The organism is Nonomuraea sp. NPDC003804 (assembly GCF_040610675.1).
In the GTDB taxonomy this organism is placed as follows: domain Bacteria; phylum Actinomycetota; class Actinomycetes; order Streptosporangiales; family Streptosporangiaceae; genus Nonomuraea.
In genome coordinates, this window is the sequence record NZ_JBEXMT010000026.1 from 116568 (window position 1) to 132971 (window position 16404).

Here is a 16404-nt window from a genome sequence, read left to right on the forward strand (position 1 = left end):
CGTCCCGCAGGCGGCGACATCGTTCCCGAGCACGATGCCGTCCGCCGGTGAACCACATGCCACTCACGGAGACGCGCTTCGAGCTTCTCGGCCCGGTGCGTGGCTGGCGGGCGGACACGGAGCTCGACCTGGGATCGCCGCAGCAGCGGTTGACGCTGGCGGCCCTGCTGCTGGCCGAGGGGCGGATGCTGAGCGTCCAGCAGCTGGTGAACGTCCTGTGGGCCGAAGCCCCGCCGCCGACGGCCGCGAGTACGGTGCGCAACTACGTGTCACGCCTGCGGGGAGTGCTGGGCGACGGCGCGATCCGCTCGTTGCGGAGCGGCTACAGTTCCACGGCCAGGCTGGACGTGCGGGAGTTCGTGGCGCTGGTGTCACGCGCGCGAGACGCGCCGCCGGCCGAGGCCAGGGACCTGCTGGAGCGGGCGGTGCGGTTGTGGCGCGGCGAGCCGCTGGCGGGGTTGCCGGGGGCGTGGGCCCGGCGGCAGCGCTCCCGTCTCGTCGAGATGCGGTTGTCGGCGCTGGAGGCGCGCGCGGAGTGCGACCTGGCGCTGGGGCGGCACCACGAGTCGGTGGCGGAGCTGACGTCGCTGATGACCGCGCACCCGGCACGGGAGCGGGTGTGCAGGCTCCTGATGCTGGCGCTGTACCGGTCCGGACGGCAGGCGGAGGCGATCGGGCTCTTCACCGACACGCGGCGGCTGCTGGCCGAGGAGTTCGGGGTGGATCCCTCGCCGGAGCTGGCCTGCCTCTACCAGCGGATCATCACCGGCGACCCGACGCTCCACGTGGGCAGGGTGGCCGCCGAGCCCGCGGCGGTGACCTTGCCGGTACCCCGCCAGCTGCCGCTGGACGTGGCCGACTTCACCGGCCGGGACGCCGAGGTGGCGAAGATGGTCGGATCGCTGCGCTCGGGCGACGTGCGGACGCTGCTGATCTGGGCGGTGTCCGGCCAGGGCGGGGTGGGGAAGACCACGCTGGCGCTCCACGTGGCGCACGCCGTGAAGGACCTCTTCCCTGACGGCCAGCTCTTCGTGGATCTGCAGGGGGCCGGCCCGGATCCGGTACCTCCGGCGACCGCGCTGGCCGGGTTCGTGCGGTCGCTGGGCCAGGGCGACCTCCCGGACGGGCTCGCCGAACGCGCCGCGCTCTACCGGTCCCTGCTCGCCGGCCGCCGCATGCTGGTCGTGCTGGACAACGCCCGCGACGTGGCCCAGATGACCCCGTTGCTGCCGGGATCGGCCGGCTGCGCGGTGCTGGCGACCAGCCATGCCAAGCCGATCGGCCTCGATGGAGCGTTCCAGGTGGGGTTGGAGGTGCTCAGCGCCGACGAGTCGATCCGGCTGCTCGGGACGATCCTCGGACAGGAACGGGCGGCGGCGGAGCCGGAGTCCGCGCTGGAGCTGGTGACCGCCTGCGGGTTCCTGCCGCTGGCGATCCGGATCGCCGCCGCCCGCCTGGTGACCCGGCCCATGTGGTCGATCGCCCAATTGTGCGCCCGCCTGGCCGACGAGCGCAGGCGGCTGGCCGAACTCCAGGTCGGCAACCTGGCTGTGGAGGTGAGCTTCTCCCTCGGTTACGAACAGCTCCGCCCTGAGCTGGCGCGCGCGTTCCGGCTGCTGGCCGTTCCCGACGCGGCCGAGCTCACCACCGGGATGGCCGCGCGCCTGCTGGACCTGGCCGAACCCGAGGCCGAGCGGCTGGGCGAGGAACTGGTCGACCTCAGTCTCCTGCAGTCACCCGCGATGGGCCGCTACCGGCAGCATGACCTGCTGAAGTTCTTCGCTCGGGCCCGGCTGGAGGAAGAAGAGGAGGACGACGCCCGGCGGGCGGCCCTCGTCCGGCTCCACCGCTACTTCGAAGCCTGCATGGCAGGCGCCCTCCGGCTCGGCTCCCCCGGAAACCCGCTCGCCGACCGGCTCGAACAGCAGGCGGGGGAGACGATCGCTTTCGCGGATCTGGCGGACGTCGGCGCATGGCTGGACACCGGCTGCGACATCCTGCTGAACTGCGTGAGCCAGGTCACCGACCTGCCCGGCAGCGACCTGTACGGGCTGGCCCGGCTGATGAACGCGCTGGGGGAGCTCCGCACCCTCGGCCGGCCGTACGTCGAGCGCCTCGACCAGTTGCTCGCCGCGGCGACGAGCAGGGGAGACCGCGCGGCGGAGGGCTACATCCACCTCATGCAGGGCCTGGAACACATGGACGGCTCGCGGTCGGCCACCGGCCTGGACGCCGACGGGCACGGGCGGCTCGCCGTGACGCTCGCCGAGGACGCAGGAGACCTGGGCGTGCAGGCCCACGGATGGGCCCTGCTGGGCTACCAGGCCGGTTTCCGGCGGGACAGCGCCCGTGCCGCGGAGTACTTCGAGCGCGGCATGACACTGGCGCGCGCGGCGGGGGACCGCCGTCTCGAGGCCGCGCTGCTCGGCCGCATGGGCACGACCTGGTCGGCGATGGGCCGGAGGGAGGACGCCCTGGCCGCGGCACGGCGGGGCTTCGACCTCCAGATCGAGATCGGCGACGGCAAGGTCGAGCCGATCACGCCTTACCTTCTCGGCTTCGTGCTGGCCAGGGCCGGTGAGTACGAGGAGGCGCTGGAGCATCTGGAGTCCGCGCTGAGCCTCGCCACCGCGCTGGGCTACCTGTTCTGGACAGCGACCGCCCAGATCGCGATCGCGCGCGTGAAGACCCACCTCCACCAGCCGGAAGAGGCGCTGGCGTACGCCGAGGCGGGCCTGGCGGGGCTGGCGACCTACCCGAACGAGCGGGGCATGGCCGAGGCGCTGACGGAGATCGGCCGGGCCCTGTCCACGCTCGGCCGGCACGGGCGTGCCAAGGCCGCGCTGACCGGCGCCATCGCGATCTTCGACCGGCTGGGCGTCACCGACGCGTACGACACCGGACAGCTCCTGGACGCCCTGCCGGAGGAGGCGTAGCCGGCCCCCGCCCGGCACGGGGTGCGCCCTCCTGGTCGACACCTTCCTGGAACTTCTTCAGCTCCGCGCAGACCGGGTCGGGCCGCGCGGGCGCGGTCGAGGCGGACTTCCCCACCCTCCAACGGCCGGCGCCTCACCACGTGTCCCGCCGGCGTGAGCCCACCCTCGACCTCAGGCAGCAGGGCCGCTTCCTCGGCGAGACGACCTGGAGCGGGCGGCTCCGTGTCCGCCCGCGCTCCTACAGGAGCGGAAGGCGGCGCACCCCCGTCATGGTCGGCGCGGGGATGAACTGCACCGGGTCCTCCGGATCGGTGCGCAGGGGATCGAACCGGTCGAGCAGGATGTCCAGCGCGACCCGCCCCTCCAACCGGGCCAGGGGCGCGCCCAGGCAGAAGTGGATGCCGCGGCCGAAGGCGAGATGCGGGTTCGGGTCGCGATCGGGATCGAACGCCTCGGGGTCGGGGAACTGCCGGGGATCCCGGTTGGCCGCCGCGAGCCAGCACATGACCATCTGATCGGCTGGTATCACCACGCCGCCGAGCTCGATCTCGCGCGTCGTGGCACGGCCGAGGGCGGCGAACGGGGTGAGGAGCCGCAGCGACTCCTCGATGACGGCCGGGATCGAGGCGCGGTCGGCGCGTACCCTGTCCTGCTGGGCGGGGAAGGCGTCCAGGCACAACACCGTGTTGCCGAGCAGCATCGTCGTGGTGATGTGCCCGGCCAGCAGGAGCACGATCGCGAAGTTGACCACCTGCCCGTCGGGCAGGCGCTCGCCGTCCACCTCGGCCGCGACCAGCCTGGTGAGCAGGTCGGCGCGCGGCTGCCGGCGGCGTTCGGCGGCGTGGCCGGCGAGATAGGCGCTCATCTCCCGCCACGGCTTCATCGTGGCTTCGAAGGCGGCGTTCCGTTCTTCGGCGGACTGGTTGAGGGAGACCTTGGCGTCACGTTGGAACAGCGCGTCCGCCCACCGCTTGAACAGGGCACGATCACTGCTGGGCACCCCCAGCAGCTCGGCGATGACGATGACCGGCAGCGGATAGGCCAGATCGCGCACCAGCTCGAACCGCTCGCGCTCCCGCGCCGCGTCGAGCAGTTCGTGGGTGATCGCGGCGATCCGCGGCTCGAGATCCGCGACGACCTTGCGGGTGAACGCGCTGCTGACCAGCTTGCGCAGCTTGCCGTGCTCCGGCGGGTCGATCTGGGTGATGAAGCCCTCCAGCGAGAAGTCCTCGTCCGGCATCATGCCCTTGGGGACCACGCGCATCGTGTCGGAGGAGAAGGTCGCGGGGTCGCCGAGGACCTCCTGCGTCTCCGGGTAACCGTAGACGTTCCACATCCCGGCCTGGGCGTCGAACTCGACGGGCGGGCCCGATCGGGGCCCGTGCAGCCAGAAGTGTTGCTTCGGGATGTCGTACCGCTCGACGAAGTCGGCCATCGCCTCTCCTTGGTTGAGGATCTCTCTGCCGAGATGTACGTCAGGACGACTTCTCGCGGTGTTCCTCCCAGCGCTGGAGCATCCCGTCGGCGTCCCGCAGGACGAAGGCGAAGAACTCCCGGGTTTCCGCCATCCGGGCGCGCCGTTCGGGCAGGTCCTCGCCGCCGAGGACCGACAGCCCGAAGTCCAGCGTGTCCAGGCTCATCCGGACGCCGGCGAGCTGGACCCGCATGACCTGTGTCCACCCGCCGACGGTCATCTGGTAGCGGTGCTCGCGGGAGGCCGTGGGCACGCGCTCGATCATCCCGCCCGCCTCCAGTTGCCTGGCGACCGTGCTGACCGCTGTCTTGCTCACGCCGAGCTCCGCTGCCAGGTCGGTGAGGGACCGGTCGGGCGGATCACAGATCATGAGCCACGCGTACAAGCGGCCCATCGTGCGCGTCCCGCCCAGACGCTCCATGTCCAGCCCCATCCGATTGACGAACTCGATCTCCGGAGGCTCCACTGGCGCCAACTCCGCGATTGTCGTCAAGCACGTACTTCATGAAGTGTACGTCGCGGTGCCGCCGGACGACGGTGGTTGGTTGCGACTTCATGTGTGCTCAGTGACAACTTCGTTAACAGCGGGGCAAACGGTGTGAGTCATCGGGATCTTGGGGGAAAAGTAACTTAAGATGCGATTTGGCAGTGGACGTACGGAAGGTACCTCTGTGGCGGATGCGTTCGAGGCGGAGATCGGGGAGCTCGCGGGCGAGATCAATCAGCAGATGGCCCGCATTCGCGAAGCGTACGGAGAGCTTTCCGATCTGGAGCACACGGCCCGTTCAGCCGACGGGCTGGTGAGCGTGACCGTCGGCCGCCACGGTCAGATGCTCGACCTCGAGCTGAACCCCAGGGTGTACCGCACCCTGTCCCCCTCGCAGCTGGCCGACGCGATCATGCACGAGGTCGACAAGGCCACCGCCGCGGTCTCCGAGCAGAGCAAGGAGCTCCTGGAGCCCCTGATGCCGGAGAGCGTGCCGTACGAGGAGGTCTTCGGAGAGCGAGCCGTGCTCGACGCGTTCTTCCCCAGGCCCGTGGAGCCGGCCCCATGACCGGCTTCTCCGTGTGGTGGGAGTCGCTGCACCGACAGGCCAGGGTCTACGACGAGCTCGCGCACAACGCGGAGGAGGTGCGTGCCGAGCTCCGCGCCGCCTTCGACCGGGACAGGAACACGCTCGGCGACGACATGTACGGCGCCGAACTGGCCAAGAAGATGCCCGAAATGGAAGGAGGCATCTTCGACGCCCTGAAGGCGCACATCGACGAGCTCGAGCGTGTCGCCTCACGCCTGAACACCACCGCTCGCAACTACGAGGGGGCGGAGCATCCCCCGGTCGAGCGCGGCTGATCGTCCATGGGGTTCGACGGGTTCCTCGTGCCCGACTTCGCCAAGCCGTACGTCGGCTGGGTGGTCGGCATGGACTGGCCGGAAGGCGACGAGTCCGGCTGCTTCCGGTTGGCCGACGCCTGCGTGAAGGCCGCGCACCGGCTCGTCGAGGGCACGGGGGCCGACCAGCCGGGAAGCGCGACCAAGATCGGCGCCGACTGGGACGGGGAGGCCCATCTCGCCTTCGCCGCCCATGTCGACCGGGTCGCCGGCGGTCAGGTCGCCGCTGTGGTCAAGCGGCTCGTGGAGACCGCTGTCGCGCTCAACGGCGTGGGCGTGCAGATCCAGTACACCAAGTACATGATCGAGGTCACCGTCTGGCTGCTGGTCGCCCAGCTGGTGTATCTGCTGGGCGCGGCCCTGGCCAGTGGCGGGGCGAGTCTGGCGCTCATCCCGGTACGTGTCCAGCTTGCCCGGCTGACGGTCAGGCAGATCGCCAAGCAGTGCCGGCGCAACATCCTGCTGTTCGCCGGGATCGTCGCCGGCATGGACCTGGGCCTCCAGATCCTGCAGATGGCGAAGGGCCGCAGGGACGAGGTCGACTGGCGGCAGCTGGGGACCTCGGCACTGACCGGTGGTGCCATGGGCGGGCTCATGGGGCTGCTCTCCGTCGGGCTGAACGGGCTGGCCAACTCGGCCCTGCGGGCCGGCCTGACCAGGGCCGAGATGACCATGGCCGAGAAGCTGCTGGCCGCGGCCACGTCGTCGTTGTACGGGCAGGCCGCGCAGTATGCCGTGGCCGGCGGGATCACGACCGCGGGAACCTTGGCGGTCCAAGGGGACTTCAGCTGGGACATGCTGGCCAAGGGCATCATGTCCAGCGCGCTCGGGGCGGACGGGCAGCACGGGGCCACGGCCCTGCTCCATGGTGCCGACGGTTCGCCTTCGCCCCACCCGACCTCTTCGTCCGAACGTCCTCCGTCCCGCCCGGACGCCGTCCCCGAGCGCGGGCCCGAGCCCAGCGCCGAAACGACGCTGGCGGCGATGAGACATAACCAGGAGGCCATCAAGTCGCCTGCCTGGAACAGCCCCGACATGCTGGTCCCGCAGGCGTCCCGGCCGGCTTCCGGCACGGAGACGCCGCAGCCGGTGACGTACGCCTCCGCGCCGTTCCGGCCTGACGGTTCGCCGGCGTGGCGGGTCGACGGGTCGCGGTCGGCGGCGGTGAACGCCGGGCAGCCCGCGGGTGGGCCGATGCCGCGGCCTGATGGTTCGCCGACCTGGAAGCAGCTTGACACGTCGGTCAAGCCCGTGATCCATCCGCCGCGCACCGTCGAGATCGGCGCCTTGGGCGAAACGGCCGTCCACGACGTCAAGGTCCCGGAGAACGTGACGACGGCGGCTCGGGCGCTGACCGACGGCATCACGGGTGTCACCCCGCGGGAACGGCGCGCGATCCGCGAATGGCTCGAGGAGGCGCTTTCCGACAGCAACCGCGACACCTGGACCGACCATCTCCAAAGAGGCGTCGCGCTCAGCGTCAAAGACACCGTGATCTACCTCAAGCTGAAGCCGAGCGAGCTCACGCACGTGGAGCACCCGAGCCTGGCGCCCGAGAAGCCGGTCGCGTTCGGCGGGGACGGGGTGGAAGGCAAGTCCTCGCGCGCCTCGTCGCTGGACCGGAGCGCGGGTCTGATGCGAGGGCTGTACCACTCGCCGGACGAGGCCGAGGCGAGCGCCCTGCCCCGTATCGGCGTCAGCAGTACGTCGCGCACGACCCACACGAACGGCATCGAGGTCATCAGCGGTCACAAGGCCGTTTCCCCGACGCACGACTACTTCGCCGCGGACATCGCCCTTGACGTCTACCGCAACGGTGAAAGGGTCACGGAAACCGCGGCGGTCCCCGACCTGTCCCTGACCCTCCCCTTCCCCCAGCAGTTCACCCGGGAAGGGCCGCTGCTGTCCGCCGACCACCCCCCGTCGCTGCCCCGCCACGAGGTCCCGGTCGGAGCCGAGCACAAGTTCCGCGATCACGGAATCGCCATCACCGGGATGGACGTCACGCCTCTGGTGCTGGAGGTGCAACGTCGGGCGTTGTCGGCAGGCGTGCCCGCGGGCGAGGTGGTCAAGATCGTTGAGCACCTCACGTCCACCGTGCTCAGCGAGCAGGGAATGAAGAACCGCAGCCAGTCGATGCTGTCGAGCGGGACCGCCTCCGAGGCGGTCCGGTACAAGAGTTCCGCGCTGGGATCAGCGGAGGAATCCGTCAAGGTCACCGGCCGGATCACGCGGATCGAGCCCGTCGACGGAAGCGCGCGGCCACCGATCGAGACGATGTTCCGGGACGACATGGGGCGGCGCGAGAGCGAGGGGACGTCACATCGGCAGGGCACGAGCGTCAATGTCCACGCGGGTGGCAAGCTCGGCGTGACCCTGGGAGAGAACGTGGAGGTCGTCGCACGGGCCATCGGCGGGTTCGGCTTCGGCACGGACCATGTGACGTCCGGCAACCGGGCGCACGGCAACCACACCGTCCTGACCAGGATCGACGACGTCACGATGTACGACGCCCACATGCTGCTGCAGGTCGAGACCGAGCGGATGGGCACGTTCGAGGTCGAGGTGAAGGCCGAACTGGTCGTACCGGCCCGCGACGCGCCCCGGATGGAGCAGGACGTCTTCGGGCACGATCTCCAGCCGCCGGGGGAATTCAACGACATCCGGCGGAAACTCGCCGATCTCCACCGGGAGATGGACGACGTACGCGCGGAGTACGTGCGGAGCCAGCCGCTCGCCGAATACCCGCCCAGCGGCGAGCATCCGAACGGCGGCTACGACCCTCACGTGCTGGAGCCGGAGACGCTCGCGGCCGGGCGGGGAACAGGACTGGGCAGCGGCGTCCGCGTCCACTCCGACACGCTCCTCAGCACGGAGATCAGCCAGGCCGTCGACCAGGCACTGCCCGGCCTCCCGCCGGAGATCAGACGGCAGATCATGAGGGACATCGACAGCCGCTTCGGCGGCCCGGCCCTGGAAGCCGACCTGACGCATGCTCTGCACGGCATCAGGTACGAGAAGACGATCGGCGGCTACACCTTCGAGATCGCGGCCGAGGGCGCTCTCGGCCGGCGGCACGAGGTCAGCTCGACCGAAATGACGGTGAACGAGCGCAGGATCACGTCGCAGACCAACACCAGCCAGCGGGAGACCTCTGTCTCAGGCCGTGGGGAGGTGCGTGGTGTCGCGCGCCTCGAGGTGAACGACGGGCTCAAGATCGACCCGGTGAACCTGGCTCTCACCGGCAGCGGCACGAAGACGGAGGGCACCGCCTTCTTGGCCGGTCACACGAGGTACGACCGCACGGAGACCAAGGGCGGCATCACCATTACCCGGGATCTCTCCTTCGACGTCAGGATGAGGATCTCGCGAAACGGCACAGAGGCGACGAACACCAGGTGGGAGGTGCACGGAAGCAAGGCGGAGGTCCTCGTACCGAATGTCCACCTGCCGAAGTCGCCCGTGCTCGCGCAGGACGTCGCGCATGTGGGACGCATCGAGTCGTCGACGGAGCCGCCCGGCGACGTGTGGCGGCCTCGTGAGGGCGAACTGTCCGCCATCGTCCGTCTGGGCGCCATGCCTGACCTGCCCAGGGCGCTGGCCGAGGCTTACGCCAGATGGGCGGGACTGCCGGTGCCCGCGGAGCGTCTGGACGTACCGCATGCGTTCGAGACCGCGACTGATGTGATCAAGCTGGAAACCATGGTCACCTCTCACCCCGACGGCCTGTACTACACCGTGTCCGATCGCGGGGGGACGCGGCACGACGTGCATGTGAAGGTCCACGTGGCCGACATGAAGCACGTCAAGTCGGAGACCGGGGTGGAGCACGAAAGCTACTCGAACAGCAACTCGAAGGCGACGGACGGCGAGCGCAGCAGACAGTCCCTGGGCGGGCACGCCCGGACCGGTCTGCGCGCCACACTCGGCGGCGACGGCGAGCAGGCAGGTCACGCGCGAGGAAGCGAGGAAGGCGGCGGAACCGAGCGCAAGGTCGTCGCGCGAGCGGGCGTGCACGGCACCGCGAAGCGGATGACCCAGGAAAGCTCCTACCTGGGCGGCAGCGACGTGGCCCGGGTCACCTACTCGGACGGGAGCACCTCGCACTGGTACCGCGGGGACCTGGTCGTGGAGGTGACACCGACCAAGACCGAAGGGGCGACGGTCGAACGGGGCCCGACCACGTACGTCCGGGTGAAGGACATCATGGACCTCGTCCTTCCGGACGAGGTGGCACGCCGTAACGGACTGGAAGGTCCGAAGCCCGTGGAGCCCGTGGAGCCCGCCCAGCAGGCGGGGGACACGACCCGCGCCTACGCCGCGTCCGAGGCGGCGATGAGCGCCGCCTCCGTTCAGCATCTCGATGCGCAGGCCGTACTCCCGAAGATCTTCGAGATGCTCCGCGACGAAAAGCTCATCTTTCCTGACCAGGAGTTCACGAACCACCCCGTGGCCGAGCACCTGCGTGGCCTCTACGGCCAGGACGCGCTCAGCACGAGACTGGGGGAACTCCGCGGGAACGGAGTGTCCTCCTGGCTGTTCGTCACCGACGAACACGGCCGGGTCACCGAACGCGTGGGCATCCGGGTCAAGGCCCAGCCCGGCGAGGGCGTACACGTCGGTGAGCGTTCCGACACCGCCCTCATGCTCCGCAGCGAGCGCCTCAGCGGCGACCTGAAGGTGCACGAAAGGGGCTCGGACCACGGCACGGAGCTGCTCGGGCGCTACCTGGAGTCTTCGGACGACGTCAGGGGAGCCGAAGCGGGGTACGCGAACTACCGCGACTCCCACACCGTGGACGCGCACGGAACGATCGGGAAAGCGATCAACCGTTACCAAACGCGCGAAGCTCCGCACGAGTTCAGGCATCCGGTCGCGTACGAGATCACGCTCGAGCGCGTCCCGGTCCGCCCTGTCCTGGAACCCGTGCAGGGCGCTGCCCGCAAGGTGCTGCTCAAGGTGGGCGAGGTGACCGGACACGACGGAGCCGGGAGGTTCTTCGACCGGCATGTCGGGGTCACCTCGACGTCCAGGGCGGTCGTGAGCGGCGAACTCGGCGTCCTGGTGCCGGGGCACCTCACCACGGAGGTGCCGCAGGGAACCCCGGTCACGGCGCACACGCCGGTCGTCGCCGCGGACCCGCGATGGGCGGAGACGGCAGGGCCCAACAGCATGTCCAGCACGCTCGGGAAGGGCGTCCCCAAGGGAGACGTCAGCCAGGTCGCGTTCCCGGCCGCCGGCCTGGTGGAGGAATGGGCACCGATGGCCGCGGTACCGCCGAAGCTCCGGGCGGAGGTGCCCTCGCTGGCCGACCGGCCCAACGGATACGAACTCTCTCGCCCGGCCGGCATGTCCGTCGCCGAGGCCACCAAGGAAAGGACCATGCGCGCCCATCTCGAGCAGTTGCTCGCGCATGAGTACGAGATCCCCGGGATCGGCAAGGTGGGGATCGACGTCACCGGGGCCCATGAGGTCGCCAGCGCGATGGTCAAGCAACGCGTCTACGAGCAGACCATGAGCACGAGCGGGCACGGCCAGGAGCAGGGCCGGGGCCAGTCGGTCCGAGGTGGCGGGTCCGCCGGATCGACCGGCGACGGGACTCTGGGCTTCGGCGGCATCGGCGGCAGCGTGAAGACGGCGGACGAAGCCGCCTCGCGGAACGCCAACATCGTCGAACGCAACTTCCTGGAGAAGCAGCACGAGAACACCTACCTCGCGTTGGACGTCTCCGTCGTGGTCTATGGCAAGGGCAAGCCTCTGGTGGTGGACGTTCCCGGCGGCCTCTACCTGAGGCTCACCCCTGAGGGGCTCGCCGAGTTCGACGCCGCACATCCCGGGGTGATCAGGCGCTGAGCCTAGGGCCGGTCCGGGGTACGGCGCCGGCGAACCCTCGGGAACGAGGCCACGCCCCGGAACACCGGCAAGGCCGTCCCGGTGGCCCTACGCGTCCCGGTGGCCCGCGCGATCCGGTGGCCCCGCGCGATCCGGTGGCCCTGCGCGATCCGGTGGCCTCGCGCGATCCGGTGGACCGCCGGGGCCGCCCTCGACCTGGTATTGGTGACGTCACAGATCGTTGTACATGGTGTCAACGATCTTGTTGGTGTAGTGTTCCGGGATCATCGCCGCTGGTTGCCGAGGATGGAGCGGACGAGGGCGGGAGAATCCGGCCACGAGCGTGGAACCCCGCCGAGCGAGCTGCGTCCTGCGGCGGGTGGGTCAGGAAAAGTCACCTGTAACCTCCGGTGGCCTCGGAGCACTTCCTGGTGTCGAGGGAACCTCTGGGCTGAAGGAGGCGGGTCCTCCCGGACCGCTCAGGGGCCTCGACCCGCTGGTAACGCTCACAACCGACTGCACCGGAGTACAAGATCAAGAGATTATCCAGCCGAGGCACGTATGACCGCCTCCGCTCTCCGCTCGCCCGCGCGTTCACCCGCAGCGGCCTCGCCGCCGTCGCCGCTCTCGCGTTCCTCGTGCCCGCCCTGCCGGCGAGCGCCGTCGCGCCTGCTCTGCCCGCGAGCGCCGTCGCGCCCTCCCCGTCGGCAAGCGCCGTCACGCCGACTCCGTCCGCGAGCGCCGTCACGCCCACGCCGTCCGCGAGCTCGGTCGCGAACGGCGGGCCGGCGAAGCCGGTTCCGGGCTTCGGCGCCCGGCCCAACGACGGTTCCGGGGTCTGGCCCGACTTCTCGAACACCGGTTACGCCAACACGCCGGCCAACGCCGGAGGCCTGGGCCTGGGCAAGTACCCCGGCAAGCTCACCGACCACGCGCCGAAGATGAGCGACACCAAACCGCTGACGCTCAGGTTCCCCGACAACAGCGTCATCTCCTTCAAGCGTTTCCGCGCGTTGAAGATCTATATCTACGGCGACAATCTCACGTTCGTCGGCTGTCTTTTCGAGGGCACCAACCCCAACGACAACCTCGTCCAGATCTACTCGGACACCGGCATCAAGTTCCTGTACTCGACGTTCAAGCCGAGTTCCTACTCGAGGCCGCCGGGCAACAACGGCACCGTCTCGTCGGCCCACTCCAAGCCCGGTACTCCTTTCAAGAAGTCCTGGCAGCTCGCCACGACGATGAAGGAAGCCGTGGCCGTCATGGACCACAACGACATCTGGGGCAACGCGGGCATGGAAATGGTGACGGGCTTCCCCGGCCGCCCGTCGACCTGGACGAACAACTACATCCATGACATGGCCGACACGGCTCGCGACGTCTACCATCACGACGGCATCGGCCCGCAGAGCGAAGGCAACGGCGGTCCCATGATCGTCCACCACAACACCCTGGCCTCGGTGGGCAACACCAACGCCCTGGCCCTGCAGGGCAACGGCGTCTACCAGAACATCAAGGTCACCAACAACTACGTCTCCGGCTGGGGATACGCCCTCAGCATCGGTGTCACCAACAACGCCAGGAACATCACCGTCACCGACAACGTGTTCTCAGCGGAACTCGAGCAGTTGTACGGCTTCCTCTACGGCAATTTCTGGAGCGGATCGGCCCGCGGCTCCACCTGGCGCCGCAATCTCATCCAGGTCCGTCCGGGAGACGGCAACAGCAACTATTCGACCGCGGACCACGGCAGATATCTGTGGCCGACCGGCTCCGAGACCCACACCACCGACTACAAAGGCTGAACCCGTCACCCGGTGACGGCGCCGCAGCACACGCGCCGCTCTTCACGCGCCATGCCGCGCAAAGAGCGGCGCCCCCTCCTCCAGCGCGTGCTCCTGGCGCAGGCGCTCGAGTAGGCGCGTCGCGTCTTCTGTTCGGTCATCTAGCCGGCGCAGGGGCAGGCGGGCCCGAGAGTGGGGTCGGGGTCGAGCTGGTCGGCGGCGCGGCGCAGAGCGCGGGCCACGCGGATCCTGACGCGCTCCACGTCGCCGCCCGGTCGCCGCGGAGCTCCGGGCTGGGCGCAGCGCAGCCCGTCGGAGAACCCCATCGCGGTCTGGTGTGCGAGCACCTGCATGGCATCCATGTTCCCTCCTTAATCCATTAAGACCTTAACTGATTAAGAAGCGGGCGCGCCAGCTCTGAAGCGGCACCAGGGGGCGGTGGCCGGCTTCTCCCGCGCGTCGGAGCCGGATCAACCGCACTGCAAGTCGGCGACTCTACGCTGCCGCCATGCGCCTGACCGCCTCGCTCGCCCTGTTATCCCTGGCCCTCACCGGCCTGCTGTGCGCCGGCCCGCTGACCGGCACCGCCCATGCCGGCACCTGCTCGCGCGGCAGCGGCCCCGACCTGTCGGGGCGCGACCTCAGCCGCGCCACCCTCCCGCAGGATCTGAGCTGCGCGAACCTACGCGGCGCGAAGCTGGCCGGCGTGCGCCTGCCGTACGACCTCTACCGGGCCGACCTGCGCGGCGCCGACCTCACCGAGGCGGACCTGTCCGGCGCCGACGCCCGCTCCGCGCTCTTCACCAAGGCGCGGTTGCAGGATGCCAAGCTGTACGGCGCGCGCCTGGAGGGCGCCGACTTCCGCGAGGCTGAGATGGACCGGGCCACCCTCCACTCCGCCCAGCTCGACGGCGCCCGCCTGAACGGGGCGAGCCTGGTCTCGGCCACGCTCTACGGCATGGACGCCAGGAAGGCGGACTTCAGCAAGGCCAAGCTGAGCCGGGCCATCATGTACGACAGCCTGCTCATCGGCACGGTCATGCGCGGCGCCGACCTGAGCGAGGTCATGCTCTACACCTCCACGATGACCGGGACGGTCTTCGACGGTGCTGTGCTGACCCATTCCCGGCTGGACGGCTCCGACCTGACCGGAGCCACCTTCACCGGGGCCAAGATCAGCCGGGTGGACCTGCGTCGCTCGCGTGGGATCAACCTGGCTGGGAGCAAGGGCATGCCCGCCGACCTGCCGGAACCGGCCGAGGACTGCGCGCCGGGCAGCGGCCCCGACTTCTCCGGGCAGGATTTCACGCAGGTCACCGAATTCCCTGACGACCTGAGCTGCGCCAACCTTACCGGCGCCCGGCTGGACGGCGTCGACCTGTCCTCGGTCAAGCTGCGCAAGGCGGTCCTGCGGCGCGTCTCGGCCGACGGCGCCGCGCTGCGCTACCTGACCGGCGCCGACCTCACCGGAGCCCAGCTCAGCGGCGTCCAGTTCACCAGCGGCAAGCTGGAGGGCGCCCGGCTGGTCGACGCCGACCTCACCGATGCCCGCTTCACCAGCGCGGACGCGCGCAAAGCCGACTTCCGCGGCGCCACGCTGATCCGCGCGGACTTCCAGAGCGCGATGCTCGCCGGAGCCCGCTTCGCCGGGGCCGACGTCACCGACCTCGACCTCGGTTACGGCGACACCGGCGCCGACCTGTCCGGCTCGCACGCCACCCTCGCGCTCGGCTGGAAGATCTTCTGGGGGATCCTCGCCGGACTGCTGCTCCTGATCGCCTACGGCGTCGCGAGAGGCTCGGTCAAGCGCCGCCGGGCTCGCCGTGAGCATGGGGTCCGTACCGCCGCCCGGCTGGCTGAGGTCAGGGCCGAGCTGGCCGAGGAGGTGACGCGCTTCGGCGAGGAGATCGACGCCGCAGACGACCGCGCGCGGGAGGCGAGCGCCACGGACTGGCACCGCGTCCTGGACGCCTACGAGCAGGCCAGGGAGCAGGTGGACAAGGCGACCGTGATCGGAGACCTCAACCAGGCGCGCGACACGCTGACCCGGGGACGCAAGGCGCTGAAGCGGATCACCGGCAGATGACGGAACGCGCACGGCTCCCGGCGCGTACGTCTACCAGCTCGTCGACCATCGGACCGGCGGCATCCCGATGACCCTGCCTTCACGCAAGGCAGAAGGGCCCGGCGAACCTACCGGGCCTCCGGAATGGCGGCCGCGGGTACGTCGCCGGCCGGATTCCGCTTCGCCGACGGTTTGCGATGAACAGCCGTCCTCTTTGTTTTTTGCGGCGACCGGTGCGGGCATGACAATCAACGGGCTTATTCGGTCCGATCGCAATCTCAATGGGAGGTATAAATGGCTGTCGGCGCTGTTGCCCGCAAGTCAGACCACTGGTTCAACCTGGTTGACGTCAACGGCGATAACAGGATCGAGCGCAGCGATCTCCAGGCCCTCGGGGAGAGGATGCTGAAGCGCTTCAACCTGGACAAGACGTCCGTCAAGGGAAGGCGGATCGCCGAGGCGTACGACCGGTGCTGGACGATCATGGTTGAGGCCATGGACACGGACAGGAACCACTCCATCTCCAGGGAGGAGTTCCGCTCCTACATGGAGAGCAACGCCAAGAGGGAGAACGCCGACGAGTTGCTGCGCCCCATCACCGACGCCGAGTTCGAGGTGGCCGACGTCGACGACGACGGCTACCTGTCCCGGTCCGAGTACGGGGCGCTGCTGGCCGCCATGGGGCTGTCCGAGAATGACGCCCAGGTCGGTTCGCAGAGCATCGACACCGACGGTGACGGTCGCATCAGCCCCGAAGAATACTTCCGGGCCTGCCGTGACTTCTTCGTCGGCAGCGAAAACCTCGGAGCGCGCACCAGCAAGACTTTCGGCGCGGTGTGACATCTGCTAGATAGTCGGAATCGGCGGCCACGGAACGACGTGGCCGCCGATTTCATGTTTCACTTCTTCCTATTTTCGCC

General features: G+C 69.6%; 10 protein-coding genes. 7 read left to right on the top strand and 3 right to left on the bottom strand.

Translation table 11 applies throughout. From position 1 onward, the window contains the following. Window positions 1-56 precede the first annotated feature (56 nt). Window positions 57-2936: a BTAD domain-containing putative transcriptional regulator gene (locus ABZX22_RS31425; RefSeq protein ID WP_354915869.1), complete on the top strand. Its 2880-nt coding sequence runs from the start codon at window positions 57-59 to the stop codon at window positions 2934-2936. A gap of 238 nt (window positions 2937-3174) precedes the next feature. Here ABZX22_RS31425 and ABZX22_RS31430 read toward each other — a convergent pair whose 3' ends face one another. Together ABZX22_RS31430 and ABZX22_RS31435 are read right to left on the bottom strand one after the other, a co-directional pair. Next, window positions 3175-4371, bottom strand: a complete 1197-nt coding sequence (locus ABZX22_RS31430) for a cytochrome P450 (RefSeq protein WP_354915872.1) — start codon at window positions 4369-4371, stop codon at window positions 3175-3177. 40 nt (window positions 4372-4411) lie between these two features. Beyond that, window positions 4412-4876 (bottom strand): MarR family transcriptional regulator, encoded by a 465-nt coding sequence (locus ABZX22_RS31435; protein ID WP_354915947.1) that lies wholly within the window; start codon window positions 4874-4876, stop codon window positions 4412-4414. A gap of 205 nt (window positions 4877-5081) precedes the next feature. On the opposite strand from ABZX22_RS31435, the gene ABZX22_RS31440 reads away from it, so the two are divergent. From ABZX22_RS31440 to ABZX22_RS31455, 4 genes are all read left to right on the top strand, one after another. Then, the gene (locus ABZX22_RS31440) at window positions 5082-5465 is read left to right on the top strand and encodes a YbaB/EbfC family nucleoid-associated protein (RefSeq protein WP_354915875.1); all 384 of its coding nucleotides are present in this window, start codon (window positions 5082-5084) and stop codon (window positions 5463-5465) included. Further along, a complete protein-coding gene (locus ABZX22_RS31445; RefSeq protein ID WP_354915878.1) occupies window positions 5462-5761 on the top strand; it encodes a hypothetical protein in 300 nt (99 codons plus the stop codon). Before ABZX22_RS31440 ends, ABZX22_RS31445 begins: the two co-directional genes overlap by 4 nt. 6 nt (window positions 5762-5767) lie before the next feature. Further along, window positions 5768-11653: a hypothetical protein gene (locus tag ABZX22_RS31450; RefSeq protein WP_354915880.1), complete on the top strand. Its 5886-nt coding sequence runs from the start codon at window positions 5768-5770 to the stop codon at window positions 11651-11653. A gap of 617 nt (window positions 11654-12270) precedes the next feature. After that, window positions 12271-13440, top strand: coding sequence for a hypothetical protein (locus tag ABZX22_RS31455; protein ID WP_354915883.1), 1170 nt, complete (start codon window positions 12271-12273; stop codon window positions 13438-13440). Between the two features lie 140 nt (window positions 13441-13580). On the opposite strand, the gene ABZX22_RS31460 is transcribed toward ABZX22_RS31455, so the two are convergent. Continuing rightward, a complete protein-coding gene (locus ABZX22_RS31460; RefSeq protein WP_354915885.1) occupies window positions 13581-13781 on the bottom strand; it encodes a hypothetical protein in 201 nt (66 codons plus the stop codon). A gap of 146 nt (window positions 13782-13927) precedes the next feature. On the opposite strand from ABZX22_RS31460, the gene ABZX22_RS31465 reads away from it, so the two are divergent. Together ABZX22_RS31465 and ABZX22_RS31470 are read left to right on the top strand one after the other, a co-directional pair. Continuing rightward, window positions 13928-15505 carry a pentapeptide repeat-containing protein gene (locus ABZX22_RS31465; RefSeq protein ID WP_354915888.1) on the top strand — a complete coding sequence of 526 codons (1578 nt, stop codon included), beginning with the start codon at window positions 13928-13930 and terminating at the stop codon, window positions 15503-15505. Between the two features lie 273 nt (window positions 15506-15778). Next, window positions 15779-16324 carry an EF-hand domain-containing protein gene (locus ABZX22_RS31470; protein WP_354915891.1) on the top strand — a complete coding sequence of 182 codons (546 nt, stop codon included), beginning with the start codon at window positions 15779-15781 and terminating at the stop codon, window positions 16322-16324. The last annotated feature ends 80 nt before the right edge of the window (window positions 16325-16404 follow it).